The organism is Bounagaea algeriensis, assembly GCF_054491375.1.
The window spans coordinates 427,421-441,718 of sequence record NZ_CM137102.1; the positions used below are offsets into that span (position 1 = coordinate 427,421).

At 72.4% G+C, this 14,298-nt stretch carries 10 protein-coding genes and 1 tRNA gene; 7 read left to right on the plus strand and 4 right to left on the minus strand.

The features are described 5' to 3' along the window. Positions 1-15: 15 nt before the first annotated feature. Complete coding sequence (locus ACVGV2_RS01935; RefSeq protein WP_459164326.1) at positions 16-1,476, minus strand: threonine/serine exporter family protein; 1,461 nt, start codon at positions 1,474-1,476, stop codon at positions 16-18. 288 nt (positions 1,477-1,764) lie between these two features. Here ACVGV2_RS01935 and ACVGV2_RS01940 point away from each other — a divergent pair. Next, positions 1,765-1,837: transfer RNA gene (locus ACVGV2_RS01940), tRNA-Thr, on the plus strand. A 481-nt stretch (positions 1,838-2,318) separates the two neighbouring features. On the opposite strand, the gene ACVGV2_RS01945 is transcribed toward ACVGV2_RS01940, so the two are convergent. Beyond that, positions 2,319-2,735: a CBS domain-containing protein gene (locus ACVGV2_RS01945; RefSeq protein WP_459164327.1), complete on the minus strand. Its 417-nt coding sequence runs from the start codon at positions 2,733-2,735 to the stop codon at positions 2,319-2,321. A gap of 392 nt (positions 2,736-3,127) precedes the next feature. Between ACVGV2_RS01945 and ACVGV2_RS01950 the strand changes: the two genes are divergently transcribed. From ACVGV2_RS01950 to ACVGV2_RS01970, 5 genes are all read left to right on the plus strand, one after another. Beyond that, positions 3,128-3,523: a DUF2267 domain-containing protein gene (locus tag ACVGV2_RS01950; RefSeq protein ID WP_459164328.1), complete on the plus strand. Its 396-nt coding sequence runs from the start codon at positions 3,128-3,130 to the stop codon at positions 3,521-3,523. 161 nt (positions 3,524-3,684) lie between these two features. Further along, on the plus strand, positions 3,685-4,605 hold the full coding sequence (locus ACVGV2_RS01955) for a YihY/virulence factor BrkB family protein (protein ID WP_459164329.1): 921 nt from the start codon (positions 3,685-3,687) through the stop codon (positions 4,603-4,605). Positions 4,606-4,781: 176 nt separating this feature from the next. Next, a complete protein-coding gene (locus ACVGV2_RS01960) occupies positions 4,782-5,105 on the plus strand; it encodes a DUF3099 domain-containing protein (protein WP_459164330.1) in 324 nt (107 codons plus the stop codon). Between the two features lie 492 nt (positions 5,106-5,597). Then, on the plus strand, positions 5,598-6,671 hold the full coding sequence (locus ACVGV2_RS01965) for a phosphotransferase (RefSeq protein ID WP_459164331.1): 1,074 nt from the start codon (positions 5,598-5,600) through the stop codon (positions 6,669-6,671). A gap of 93 nt (positions 6,672-6,764) precedes the next feature. Then, positions 6,765-6,950, plus strand: coding sequence for a hypothetical protein (locus tag ACVGV2_RS01970; protein ID WP_459164332.1), 186 nt, complete (start codon positions 6,765-6,767; stop codon positions 6,948-6,950). A gap of 521 nt (positions 6,951-7,471) precedes the next feature. Here the strand turns inward: ACVGV2_RS01970 and ACVGV2_RS01975 are convergent. Next, complete coding sequence (locus ACVGV2_RS01975) at positions 7,472-8,506, minus strand: ADP-ribosylglycohydrolase family protein (RefSeq protein ID WP_459164333.1); 1,035 nt, start codon at positions 8,504-8,506, stop codon at positions 7,472-7,474. A 331-nt stretch (positions 8,507-8,837) separates the two neighbouring features. Here ACVGV2_RS01975 and ACVGV2_RS01980 point away from each other — a divergent pair, with 331 nt between their 5' ends. Continuing rightward, positions 8,838-11,741, plus strand: a complete 2,904-nt coding sequence (locus ACVGV2_RS01980) for an AfsR/SARP family transcriptional regulator (protein ID WP_459164334.1) — start codon at positions 8,838-8,840, stop codon at positions 11,739-11,741. Positions 11,742-12,124: 383 nt separating this feature from the next. Here ACVGV2_RS01980 and ACVGV2_RS01985 read toward each other — a convergent pair whose 3' ends face one another. Further along, a complete protein-coding gene (locus tag ACVGV2_RS01985; protein ID WP_459164335.1) occupies positions 12,125-12,988 on the minus strand; it encodes an SGNH/GDSL hydrolase family protein in 864 nt (287 codons plus the stop codon). Positions 12,989-14,298: the final 1,310 nt, after the last annotated feature.

A 14,298-nucleotide genomic window follows, 5' to 3' on the forward strand; every position in this document is an offset into this window, starting at 1 on the left:
CATTTGAAACACTTCCTAGTCCAGGCGGCGGTCGGTGGGGCGCAGCGGCCCGGACATCCGCGGCCCGGCGAGCTTGCGCTCCAAGCGCCCCAGCCGGGTGCGCACCGGCTGGGCGAGGAACTCGCCGAGCACGATGCCCGCGCCGAGGGCGAGCCCGGTGGCGACCGCGAGCATGATCGTGGTCAGTCCGGCGGGGTCGCCGAGGACGGACAGTTGGAACAGGCCGCGGTAGGTGGCCAGGCCCGGCAGCAGCGGCACGACGGCCGAGACGGCGACGACCAGCGGCGGCACGCGCAGCCGCCGGGCGACGATGCCGCCGATGAAACCGACGACGGTGGTGGCCACGGCACCGGCGAGCACCGAGTCGACGTTGACCGCGATCAGCAGCGCGTGCACCGTCGCGGTGATGGCGCCGCCGATCCCGGCGGCGATCCACGGCCGCGGTTGCGCGTAGCCGGCCAGGGCGAAGCAGGTCGCGGTGGACGCGCCCGCGAGCAGCTGCACGGGCAGGTGCACCGCGGGGGAGAGCACGGTGGCGCGTCCGATGTCGTTCACGTCGAGACTGCCGACGAACCCGTTCTCGCCGAAGATCTGCAGCCCTCCGTAGAGCGCGAGCACGACGCCGGCGATCAGACCGGCCGACATGAGCGCGATCTCGGCTATGCGTCCGGCCGCGGTGACGTTGTAGCCGGTGATCGCGTCCTGCATCGCGCCGACGACGGTCATGCCTGATAGCAGCACGATGATGCTGGAGGCCACGGCCAGCGCCGGGTTGCCGAGGATGCCGAGCCCGTGGCTGACCACCGCCACGGTGGTGGCGATCGCCCCGCCGATGATCTGCTGGTAGAAGAACGGCAACCCGCGCCGGTTCACGTAGCGGCCGATGCGGTCGATGAGCGCGGTGGCGACCGCGGCGACGATCGGCAGCGCGCGGTCCTGCGAGTCGGTGAGGTCGCCGCCCGCGAGCAGCACGGCCAGCGAGGCGGCCATGCCGGCCCAGGCGAGGGTGGCGACCCAGCGGGGGAACGGGTGCGGGGCGGTGGTGATCCGGTCGAGCTCGGCGTAGGCGTCGGCCGAGTTAATCTCGCCGGCGGCGATGCGGCGGACGAGGCCTTCCACGTCGGCCAGCCGCGTGTAGTCGGTGGACCGGTTGCGGACGACGCGCGCCGAGGTGATGGGCGACTGCTCCGTCCCCCGGTAGCACGACACGGTGATCGACGTGTAGATCACGTCGACCTCGCAGTGCGGCAGCCCGTAGGCGTTGGTGACCGCGATGATCGTCGCGGTCACGTCCGAGGCGCCGGCCCCGCTGGCCATCTGCACCTCGCCGATGCGCAGGCCGAGGTCGAGGACGAGGTGAACGGTGGATTCGTCCGGAAGCTGCGGGCCGTGGACGGCGTTGCGGATGCCGGCCGGATGGGTCGCTTCCGGACCGCGGCGCCACAGCGCTCCGCGGGCACGCTGTGTGATGCCCACCGCTGGATTCCTCCAATGCTTGGCCGCCTTGTGGGCGTGCCGTGCGTGATCTCCCTCTCGGCCATCGGCTGTCATAGAGCGACCGTTGCACCTCTCGGCTATGTCGTCGGTCACGTGGGCGTGGCGCACCGAGGATCGCCCGGTCGCACGGGTCCGAGCAGGCTCAGCCTCACCGGTGGCGCGTGCCAACTGCGGGGAGCGGACCGTGGCCGCGGGTCGGGTGACCCGCTACGGCAGTGGTGGGCCAGGCGCTTACGATGTTCGGTGTGCACCCGTTGCGGTGAGCAGGCCGCCGTAGCTCAGTTGGTAGAGCGCCCGCCTTGTAAGCGGAAGGTCAGGGGTTCGAGCCCCCTCGGCGGCTCCGAGTCTACCGAGGAAGCTCACGGCGTCTACCCAGCGAGAACGCCGCGCCTGACCGGGGAGGACGCCGCTGGACGGGCGGCCGCAGCGGCGTCCTCCTGACCCCGGGTCTCAATTCTGGTCTCAGTTCCGGTCGCAATTGTCGCTGTTCCGCCCGGTGTCGCCGTTTCCCCGATGTTTCCCGGGAGGAACTCGTCGTCGTGCTGGTGGCCGTGCCGGGTGGACCCGGTCGTGCGGTACCAGCCCACGACCAGCCCATGTGGACAGTGGCGAACAGGCGACCAGCAGTGGTCGAAGCGGTCTGACCGCTGAGCGGTGCTGCTGCGACCGCCGCGCTGTTGCAACCACCCGACGCGCGTGCGCCCTCGGCGACGCGGCGCGTCGCCGAGGGCGTGCCGGACTCCGCGCTCCTGCGCGGTACGTGCGCACCCGCGACGCGGGTGCGGGTGGTTTTCAGCGGCGGGCGGCCTTTCAGGGACGGGTCAGGAGAACGACAGCGCTTCGGTGAGCTGGCCCGTGTCGGGATGCGGCAGCGCGCGGGCCACATCGCCGAGCGAGACCATGCCCACCAGGCGCCCCTGGTCGATCACGGGTAGCCGCCGCACCTGGTGGCGGGCCATCACGGTCCAGATCTCCTCGGCCGCGTCGTCGGCGCCGATGGTGACGGCTTCCTGCTGGTTGAGGTCGCCGGCCGGGAACGTGCCGGCATCCCGCCCCTGGGCCACGACCTTGACCACGAGGTCGCGGTCGGTGACCACGCCTTTGATCTTGTTGTCCTCGCCGCAGATCGGCACGGCGCCGACCTGGTCGCGGGCCATCAGCCGACTCGCGTCCGCGGCCGTTTCATCGGTGCGCACGCAGGTCGCACCGGACTGCATGAGCTCGCGTGCGGTGCTCATCTCTCCTCCTCGCTGCTCACTTCCCGAACAGGGCCGGGCATGATCCACCTGGAGTGTGCTCACCACCGGCCGCTGCGAAACGTCCCCGCCCGGGGCGGGGCGCTGCCCCGCACGACTCGGAGCGGCGCTCACCTGCTCGTGCGGACGGCTCCCAGCGGTGGTGATCACCGGCACGTTTGCCGCGTCGGTGATCCGGGCAGGAAAGGGGCGAATCACAGGGCGTTGCACCACGCCCACCGGCCCGGGTCGCGCGGCTGGCGCCACACCTGGCACCGGCCGCGGCGCCGCTCGTTATGCGGGAGGGATTCGCTCGTGGTGGGCTCGACGGGACCGGTGCGGCTGCAGCGCCGCTGGATGTCCGATCAGCGAGACGGTGCGGAAGGAGCACGCCCGTGGAGGAGATCTGGCAGGGAGAATCGATGCGGACCTTCGCCGAGCAGGTGCGCGAGAGGACGGACCTGGAGTCGGCGGATGAGGCCTCCCGCGTGGCCAGGGCAACGCTGACAACGCTGGCCGAGGCCATCAGCGGCGGCCAGGTCGACGAGCTGATGCAGGGCCTTCCCCCGGAGGTGCAGCGCGAGCTGTCCCGGCGCAGCGGGCAGGCGCGCTCGCTGGGCGAGACCGGTTTCCTCGACCGCGTCAGCGGTGAGATCGCCACGGCCGATGAGGAACGCACCGAACAGCAAGTCCGGGCGGTCCTGAGCGTCCTGCACCAGTGGGCCCCGCGCGGCGAGGTCGGTGACACGGTGGCCCAGCTGCCCCGCTCGCTGGCCAGGCTGTTCCCCTGAGCACTGCTCGACGGCGGGCGCGGTGGTGATCTCCGCTGCTGTGCCGGCGGAAGGCGTGCGCGGGAATTCCTCGCGGGCGTCATCCGCGCGGTCGGTTTCCGGCAGCAGTTGCTCAGGCGTCGCGCGCACGGTGACTCCGCAGCGTGTGCTATCGATGCCCCGTGCCCGCTGAGAACAACCACCGCGGCAGGCCGGCGGCCCTGTTGTGGCTCAGCCGCGCCCGCCGCGCCGCGCGCCGGCTCGTCCGCGAGACCACGGACGTGATCACGCGGCACCGGATCGCCGGTCTCGCCGGCGAGGCGGCGTTCTTCACGCTGACCTCGTTGCCACCGCTGCTGTTCGGCTTGGTCGGCACCCTGGGGTATCTCGCGCGCGTGATCGGAACCGAGACCGTGCGTGCCGTGCGCACCACCCTGGAGCAGGCCGCGGGCACCGTCCTGTCTGCGCAAGGCATCGACCAGATCTTGCGGCCCGCCCTCGACGAGGTGCTGGCCACCGGCCGGGCCGGAGTGGTCTCGATCGGGTTCGTGCTCATGCTGTGGTCGGGCTCGGCCGCGCTCAACGTCTTCATCGACACGATCTCGGTCATCTACGATCTCGCCGAACAGCGCGGTCTCGTCCGGCAGCGTCTCCTGTCGCTGCTGCTGTACGCCCTCGGACTGCTGAGCGGCTTGGTGCTGCTGCCGTTGCTGGCCGTCGGCCCCGGCTGGTTCTCCCAGCTCGTGCCCGCCGGCTCGATGGTGATCCACGTGCTCTACTGGCCCGGAATCGCACTGCTCTCCCTCGTGGCGCTGACCACCCTCTACAAGCTGTCCGTCCCGCTGCGGACCCCTTGGCGCGAGCACGTCCCGGGCGCCGTCCTCGCGCTGGTGCTGTGGCTGCTCGGGAGCTTCCTGCTGCGCCTGTACCTCAGCCTCGTCCTCGAGCACTCAGCGATCTACGGAGCGCTCGCCGCGCCCATCGGTGTGCTGTTCTGGCTCTACATCACCGCTTTCGCCGTACTGCTCGGCGCGGCCATGAACTCCGAACTCGACACCGTCATGCCCAGCCGCGCCACCGCACGAGCACGCGCGAAGCTCTGAGCTCGTCGTTCGTCCGGTCCGGTGCCGGCGCGGTCCCGGTTGAACGCCAGGTCCGAGAACTCGTAGGTGAGTCCGGTTGACATCCGTTCCGCCCGGGTGTGCGCTGGTGTCGAGAGCAGCGCACGACCGCTGCGCGCGAGCGGGGCTGCACTCGACGGCCGGGTGAGGAGGTCGCCATGCGGCAGGCTCGGCGCGGGAAACCCGTGGTGATCACCGACGCGGCGCCGTCGCTGGCCGCGGAGCAGCGCGTGCGCAAGCGGGTGTACGCGGTGCTGATGGCGGTGCACCTGACCGGTTTCGTCGTCGCCGCCCTGTTCGTGCACGTCTGGTGGCTGGCGGTCGTGCTGATCATGGTCACCGTCCCGTTGCCGTGGATCGCGGTGGTGATCGCCAACAACCGGTTGATCGGCGGTGAACTCGCCCGCCGGTGGCAGCGGGAAACCCGCGGGGGCGGCGGGCGCGACCTCGAGCCGCGTGGTGATCAGCCGCCGCGGCCGTGATGCGGCGAGGCACCGATCCGGGCTCGCTCGACCGCTGTTCACCGGGGGTGCGCGGACGGTTCGTCCTCCTCCGCATCGGCATGCCCCACCAATGTAGTTGCCTAACACAACTAAACTGTGTACGCTGATCGTGTTCGGGTTCGCCGAGCTGCCTCGCGGCAGCCTCCGCTGTGGCCGCGTTCCTGCCGGCAAGTAAGCCGAGGCGGGCGGCCGCGGAAGCTGTTCCGGCTTCGCGGGCGCGGGAAAGCCCGTGGCGCGCTGGGACATCGCGTACGCACCGGCGCATCGGTGCGCGCTCGTCCTGCCTGGGGGCGGAACGCTTCGCGTCCATTGGGTCCAGACACTGTGGATGGTCGTGTGCGATGCCTCCCGCGGCCGCGGAAGTGCCGAAACGGCGCGCATCGTGCCGCGGAGCACGCGTGCACCGGCGGAGAGCCTCCTCGGGCGCCGCAGCGGGTCGGCGCACCACATCTGCCGGCAGGAAGGAGCGGTATGCGCCCCGGCGCGCGCGAGAACACCATGCAGCACGGGAGGATGCACCTCATCAGGGAGCCCGGTGACATCACTGCCGAATGGCTGGGGCGGGTGCTGCAGCGCCCGGACCTGGCGCTCGTGTCGGTGCGGCCGATCGGCACCGGCCAGATGGGGCGCTGCTACCGCGCGTCGTTCAACGCCGGGTCCGGCGAGGTGGAAAGCGTCGTCGTGAAGTTCGCCTCCGACGACGAGTTCAGCCGATCCCTGGGTGTCGACCTGGACATCTACCACCGCGAGATCGTCTTCTACCGCGATCTGGGCGGGTCTCTCGAGGGCCTCGTGCCCCGGTGCCACTTCGCCGAGTACGCCGAGGACGACGGGGCTTTCACGCTCGTGCTGGAGGATGTCGCCGCTGCCCGGCAGGGCGATCACATCGCGGGCTGCTCGGCCGGCACGGCGCGGATGATCCTGCGCAAGCTCGCGCGCCTGCAGGTGCCCGTGCTGCGCGAGCCCGAGCTCGCCGAACGCGACTACCTCCGCCCGATCACCCGCGGCGTCGACCAGGGCAGGATGGCGTCGCTGCTGCAGCGGTTCCGCGAGCGCTACCACGCGCGAATCGCGCCGGAACACCTCGACGTGTGCGCGTCCGTCATGCTCACCCCGCACGCGTGGACGCCCGAAGCGGACACGCCCATGGGGCTGGTGCACGGCGACTACCGATTGGACAACCTCCTGCTGCGCGAGGACGACTGCCGCGTCGTCGACTGGCAGACGGCCGGCTGGGGGCCGTTGCTGTCCGACGCCGCGTACTTCCTCGGCGGGTGCCTCGACATCGACGAGCGGCGCGCGCACGAGAAGGAGCTGGTGCGGGCCTACTACGAGGAGCTGGTGCGCTGCGGCGTGCGCGATCTCGAATGGGAGCGGTGCTGGCAGGAGTACCGCCGGTGGTGCTTCCGCGGCCTGGTCGCCACGATCGGCGCCCCGCTCGCGGTCGAGCGCACCGAACGCGGGGACGAGCTGTTCCGGGTGTGGCTCGAACGCAACGCCCAGCAGGTGATCGACCTCGACGTGCCGGCACTGCTCGCGCAGTGACCCCGTCCGCGCTGTCGCGGTAACCCGATCGGGGCCGCCCCGTGCGTACATTTCGCGCGAAATGCACAGATGCGGTACGCCGGAGCAGCCCCGGTGCGCCGCCAGCGCGGCGGCAAGGCGCTGGCGGCGCGACGGCAAGGCGTTGGCAGCCGTCGCCGCCGAGTCGCCACCCGCCACGGAGTCAAAGCCGAACTCGCCGTGCTCGACGAGCTGGCCGGCGGAGCATGGGAACTCGCCACCGTCGACCAATTCACCGTGCTCCCCCGGACATCCCACTGACGCAGCAGCCCCGCCGACGTCCTGCCCCGAGCACACCGCGTGATCAGTGCGAAATGCACACACCGCACGCCGGAGCACTTCAGCGCGCCCGCCGTGAAGTCCGCTGTTGAAAGGGCCGCCGTTGAAAAGGGCCCGCCCGGTCGGTACCGGGCGGGCCCCATCACCCCGGGAGGGAGGTGTGTGCGCCGCGCTAGTTGTCGGACGGGTGCGGCCACGCCGGCACTGACGCGCCGAACGTCGCAGCCAGCAGGACCGCGCCACCGAGGGCAGCGCCGAGCATCGGCAATCGCGTCATGCCTCGGGAGGTTACGAATCCGCGGGGCGCGGCGCCGCCAGCGCCACTCGCTTCTCGGAAGATCGTGTGAGTTGCCCGTTCTCGGCGTGCGGGAGCGCCGCGACCGGTGTAGGCGCCCCGCTGCCCCGTGGTATCCGGCGGCCGGTGTAGAGGACCCGCGGCCCTGCGCTCTCGCGGCCCCGCGGTACCCCGTCCCGTCGCGCCTCGCCCCGCAGTGGTGCGGCGGTCAGCTCAGCGACAGGTAGCGGCGTTCGTTGAAGCTCTCCCCGGAGCAGGTTTTGCCGAGGTCGTGGCCGATGCGTTCGATGACGTCGGCGAGCTCGAGCCGCGCGAGCCACTGCCGCGGCAGCACGTCGGTGCCGTGGCGCGCGCCGAGCAGGAAGCCGGTGACGGCGGCGGTGGAGTCGCTGTGCCCGGAGTGGTTGGCGGCCAGTCGCAGCGCGTCGGTGAACTGCTCGGGTTTGGGCAGCGCCAGCGCGCAGTACGCGCCGATGGCCAGCGCTTCGGGGCCGATCCAGCCCTGGCCGAGCCGTTCGATGTGGCCGGTGCTCGCGCCGAGCCGGGCCAGGGTGGCCGCTTCGGCGAGGGCGTGCGCGGTGGCCTGGTCATCGCGCAGCACCCGGCCGGCGGCCTGGTCGGTGGCGGCTGACAGGGACCGCCCCTGCACGGCGAGCAGGTGCACGGCGAGGGCGAGCGCACCCGCCGGTGCCCAGCCGCCGACGCCGCCGTGGGTGAGCGCGGCGAAGTGGGTGGCGAGCTGGTAGCTGAACTCGGCGCTGGGGGAGAAACCGGCGGGTGCGGCGCGGTCGACTCCGCCGCAGCCCTGCGAGCTGTTCCGCGGCTGGTCGGGTGTGCCGAGGGCGGGTTCCTGCAGCGCACGCATGCTGGTCAGGCCGGGGGCGCGGTTGGCGTAGAGGGCGGATTCGGCGAGCAGGCCGGTGACGCCGGGCTGCGGCCGCTGCTCCTGCTGGGTGGTGAGCCACCGCCGGTAGGCGGCCGCCACGAGGTCCACCGGTTGCCAACCGCCGCCGTTGTGCCCCAGCGTCCACGCGTGCAGGTAGCCCTCACCGGTGAACAACGCCATCTGCGTCGCGTCGCCGAGCAGGGCCTGCGCGGGCGGTTCGCTGACGCCGTCCGGGCCGTGCTCGTGGCGGATGTCGGCGAGCTGGGCGAATTCCACCGGCGTGCCGAGGGTGTCGCCGAGCGCGCCGCCGAGCAGGCACGCGATGGCGCGGTCGACCACTGTGGACGTCGTGGACACGGGGTGCGGGTCTCCTTCCACGCTGTTCGAGACGGCGCCCGGGGCGACGATGCTGCCCGACTCTACTCGGATTCTTATCACTCTTTCGGGGATTGCTCTTCCGGGGAATGGGAGCGTTGCCGAACGAAGCCCCGGATGCGCCCTATGCCCGTTTGGCTTCGCCCCGGCCGGGTGGACTGACTCTGTTCGGGTGACACGCGTCGGGATGCGGACGGAACGGTGCGCGCACTGGTTAATGTGTGGCGACCCGCCGCGCGCAGGCGGGGCGGTGCCATCGATGGGGGTAGCGCATCGGCGCTTCGGAGGACACGCGGAACAGGGGGATTCGCAGATGACGGCGCCACTGGATGCCAATGATGCGACCGTGCGCAGCGGATTCGAGTTCCGCCTGCTCGGCCCGGTCGAAGTGCTCCGCGACGGTGCGGTGCGGACCGTCGGCAGCGCCAACCAGCGGCTCGTGCTGGCGGCGCTGCTGCTCGAACCCAACCAGGTCGTGCCCGTCGAACGCCTCATCAGCATGCTCTGGGGCGAGGAACCGCCCGCCACCGCGCGCACGATCGTGCAGAGCTGTGTGTCCCACCTGCGCCGGCTGCTCACCACCCCCGCCGGTGACACCCCCGCCGACGACACCCCCGCCGACGACCCCGATCCGCCGCGCCTGACCACGCGCGCGCCCGGCTACGTGCTGCACGTCGACCCCGGTTGCATCGACCTGCACCGCGCCCGCGCGCTCATCGACCAGGCGCACGGCCTGCAACTCGAGGAGCGCTCGCGCTCGCTGTCCGCGGCGCTGCACCTGTGGCGCGGGCCCGTGCTCGCCGACCTCGCCGAGAGCCCGCTGGGGCGCACCACCGCCCCGCAGGTCGAAGAGCTGCAGCTGGCCGCGCTGGAAGAGCGCGCCGCCGCCGATCTCGAACTGGGACGCCACGCCCAGCTGGTGCGCGAGCTGCCCGCCCTGGTCGCACACCACCCGCTGCGCGAACGGCTCACCAACCAGCTCATGCTCGCGCACTACCGCTGCGGGCAGCGCGCCCAGGCGCAGAACTGCTTCCACGCGCTGCGCATCCGGCTGTCCCAGGAGTTGGGCATCGACCCCGGGCCGGAGGTGCGCGACCTGTACGAACGCATGCTGCGCGACGACGCGGCGCTGCTCGGCCCGCGGCAACGCGCGCAGACCGCGCACCGCAGGCCGGTCCCGGCGGAATTACCACCCGCCCCCGCCGGTTTCGTCGGCCGCGACGAGGAGATCGCCGAGCTGGACCGCATGCTCGACGCCGCCGGAACGCGCGTGACCAGCCCCGTCGCCGTGGTCACCGGGACCGCCGGTGTGGGCAAGAGCGCCCTGGCCGTGCACTGGGGGCGGCGCGTGGCGCACGCCTTCCCGGACGGCCAGCTGCACGTGTCGCTGCGCGGCTTCGACCCGGAACGCTCGCCGCTGACCGCGGGCGAGGCGCTGACGAGCGTACTCAAGGCGCTGGGCATGGCGCCGGACGCGATCCCGGTGGGGCTGGACGACCGCGCCGCGCTGCACCGGTCGATGCTGGCCGAGCGGCAGGTGCTGCTCGTGCTGGACAACGCGCGCGACTCGGAGCAGGTGCGGCCGCTGCTGCCCGGCAACTCGGCCTCGGCCGTGGTGGTGACCAGCCGCCGCAGGCTCGACGGGCTCGTGGTGCGCGGCGGGGCGCGGGTGTTCCACCTGGAGACGCTGCCCACTGCCACCGCGGTCGAGGTGCTCGAACGCGCGGGTGATGTGACGGCGGATGCCGCGGTGACCCGGCTGGCCGAGCTGTGCGGAGGGCTGCCGCTGGCGTTGCGGATCGCGGCCGCGCGGGTGCTGGCCGACCCGGGCGGCGGTGCGGCCGGGCTCGTCGAGGAGCTCGCCGATGAGCGCAACCGGCTGCGCGTGCTCGACACCGATGACGGGGAGACGAGCGTGCGCGGCGCGTTCGACGTCTCCTACCGCAGCCTGCCGGCCTCGCTGGCGCGGACGTTCCGGCTGCTCGGGCAGGTTCCCGGGCCGTCGGTGAGCGCGTTCGCCGCGGCCGAGCTGTGCGGAACCGACCTGGGCCAGGCGCGGTACGCGCTGCGTGCGCTGGGGCGGGCGCATCTGCTCGACGAGATCGAATCGGACCGGTTCGGCATGCACGACCTGCTGCGCGTCTACGCCCGGGAAGCCGAACCGCTGCCCGCGGAGAACCGCGCCGTCGCGGCGGAAAGCGCCGAGCACAGCGCGGCGCTGCGCCGACTGGTGCACCACTACCTGGCCGTGTCCGACCACGCGCGGCGCTTCCTGCGGCCGGCGCGCGACGAACTGCACTTCGCCGACCGGGCGACGGCGGAGCGACCGCCGGTGACCGGACGCGCGGACGCGCTGGAGTGGTTCGACGCGGAGTGGGCGAACCTGGTCGCGCTCGTGCACCGCGCCGCCGACGCGGGTTTCCACGAGCTGGTGTGGCGGCTGGTGCGGACGCAGTTCAACTACCTGATGGTCCGCTGCCCCTGGGAGGACTGGGTCGACCTGTACCGGGTCGGACTGCGGGCCGCGCGCACCGCGGGCGAGACGGAAGGCGAGGTGCTCATGTCCGCCGGGCTCGGGGTGGTCCACTCGCGTTCGGGTTCCCCGGAGACGGCGCTGGAGCACTACCGCGAGTCCTACCGGGTGGCCGAGGGGGCCGCGAACGAATCGTGGCTGGCCATGGCGCGGGTCAACCTGGCGAGCGTGCTCATCCGCCTCGGCAGGCACGAGCAGGCGCGGGAGCACTGCCACGCGGCGTTGCCCGGCCACCGCGACCGGCCCGACCGGTACTTCGGGGCGGGCGCGCTGAACAACCTCGCGCAGGTGGAGCAGGTGGCCGGCCGGCCCGAGCTGGCGCTGCGGTACCTGCGGGAGGCCGAGGAGCTCTACCGGGAGATGGACGACCTGGAGACCCTCGCGATGGTGCTGAACAACTGCGGCGAGGTGCACATCGAACTGGGCCGGCTCGACGAGGGCGAGCGGTACCACAGCGAGGCCCTCGAAGTGGCGCTGCACTGCGGTTCGGCGATGCGGCAGGCCGCGGCGCACGTGGGGCTCGGCGATGTGGCCTGGCACCGCGGGGACGCGTCGGTCGCCCGCACCCGGTGGAATACGGCGCTGATCGTGTTCGACACCGGTGGTTCCCCGATGGTGCGGGAGGTGCGCGAACGACTCGCGCGCTGCACCGGAACGGAGGAGCCCGAACACCCGGGCGTTTAGTGAGCGGTTAGTGCGTGGTGAGAACGCGTTGCGAACGTGGCGATCACGCGGTTCGGTGACGCCGAGCCGCGCCCGGGTGGCTCTGGGGGATCCAGAGGGGGGAGTGTCGCCCGGCCGCGTCCGGGCCGAGTTCCGGGCGCGGCGATACGGGTTCGCCCGGACGATGGGGGTGGGTGCGGCCCCGGCTCGCACACCCGGTCACGACCGGACGTGCCGCACGGCTCGGCGTTGTGCCGGAACCGTGCGGCCGGGGCCGTGCTTCGTCCCGGTGGGCTGCTGCCGCAACTCCGCTGCGTCCCCCGGGGCTTCAGGCTGGCACCGTTGCTCAGGCCCTCCCCCTGGCTTCAGGCTGGGCCGCTGGTTTCAGGCCGGGTCCCCTGGTTTCAGGCCCGCAGGTACGGCTCGTAGCTCGGCCGCTTCGCGCGCCGGCCGTCACCGCTGGACCGGCCGCGCAGTCGGCGGCCGACCCACGGCACCAGGTGCTCCCACGCCCAGCGCAGGTCTTCGGCCCGCTGCGCGCTCCACGGCTGCTCCGGCATCGGCGGCCATTCCGCGCGCCAGTCCGCACCGACCGGAATGCCCAGCGCTTCGCACGCCCGCAGCGCCACGCGCCGGTGGCCCTGCGCGGACAGGTGCAGCCGATCATCGCTCCACGCCCGCGGATCCCGCAGCACGTGCATCGACCACAGGTCGAGGACGTGGCAGCCGTGCGCATCGGCGATCGCGCGCAGGTGCGAGTTGTACGTGCCGACCTTGCCGCGCACCGCGCTGAGCACCGGGGTGCCCCGGGTGTCGAAGCCGGTGCCGATGAGCACGTCCGCGCCGGTGGAGCGCAGCTGCCGCACGGCCGACTCGAACTGCCCGGCGACCTCGTCCGGATCGGACCCGGGGCGGATGATGTCGTTGCCGCCCGCGTTGAACGCGATGAGATCGGCGCCCAGGTCGATCGCCCGCGGGACCTGCTCGGCGACGATCTGGGTGATCAGCTTGCCGCGCACGGCGAGGTTCGCGTACCGCAGGTCCGGGTTGCGCTCCGCGATGTGTCCGGCGAGGCGGTCGGCCCAGCCGCGCACGTTGCCGGACTCGTCGACGTCCTGGAGCCCTTCGGTGAAGCTGTCGCCCACGGCCAGCAACGCCTTCCAGGGCACCCGTCCGGGCGGTGCGGGGTCCGCCGGGGTGCTGTCCGGCCGTGCGGGGTCGGCGGGCGCGCTGCTCAGCGAGTCGTCACGCTCGTGGCCATCAGCCATCGCATTGCCTTTCCGTCTCGTTCGTCGGTTCGCGCCGGCCTGGGGCGGTTCTCACGTGCGAGCTGGCGGCGAGCGCCGGATGGCCCGGCGGTTCGCGCGTGCCGCGCCGGAGTCGGCGGCTGGCTGATCCACGTTGCCGCTGCCGCGGGAACCTACGCCACCGTCGGTTCCGTTCACGGGACTAACTAAACCATCGAGTTCAGCAACAAGGGGAGTTGTGTCCAGGGAGTTCGGTTCGCGGGGCCGTCACCAGTGGCGCTTTTCACGTGGGGCGGCGTGTCGGCGGTCCGTGATCGCGATCGGTGGCGGTTGTGCGAAACCGCCCTCGCGGCAGCTGATCAACTGCTACCGTCCTTCGACGGCGACAAATCCGAAAGCGAAGGGGGCTGACCGCGTGCCGGTAACACGTGAGCCGTGCGCGTCGATGCCCCACGCAACCCGTTTCACGCGTTCGCGGCGAGCTCGTGGACGTTCGACGCAGCAGTGACCAGCTGGGGGGATCGTGACGTCGGCACAGCATTCCGGAGCGGCACCGGGCGGCGCGGATCGAGGAGCGCACGGGCCGGTGCGTCTGGACCAGACCGCCGAATTCGCCTCCCTCGCCGCCGAGCAGCACCCGTTCGCGCTGTGGGAGCGGATCGAAGGCTTACCGGAGCGGTTCGACCGGGAGCAGCGGGAGGCCGCGGCTCCCTCCCGGCCCAGGACCGCGCCGGCCGAGGGAGTCACCGCGCTCGCCGGGGAGCTGACCCCTCCCGCGGGTGTGCCCAGCGCGGACGCTGCCGAGGGCCCGCTCGGAGAAGGCCCGGGCGGAGAGGGCCCGGTCGGAGAGGACCCGGTCAGGAGTGACTCGTCCGAAGGGGCAGTGGCCCGCAGCGGCACGTCCGGTGGGGAGGTTTCCGGTGGGCCGGTCTCCGGTGGGCCGGTCTCCGGGGGGCAGTCGCGCCCTGTCGGCTTCGCCGGGGCCCTGCCGGCACAGGGTGCCGGGCCGCAGCCGGTCGAGCCGCCGTTGGTGGACCCGCCGTCGGGTGAACCGCCGTCGGGTGGGCCGCTGCCGGCCGAGCCGTCGATGGTGGAGTCGCAGCCTGCCGAACCACCGTTGGTGGATCCGCAGCCGGCCGCCGCGGCGGAGGCTGATCGCGATGCGTCGGAGTCCGCCGTTGCAGCGGACGACGGGAGTGCTGGGGGCCTGAACAGGCCGTTGCCGGTGACGTCGACACCCGCCCCCGCTGCGGAATCCCCCTGGCATCCCGCGGAGCCGGCGCCCGACCGGCACCCCGACGTCCAGTCCCCGGCCGGGCCTCCGTCGACGG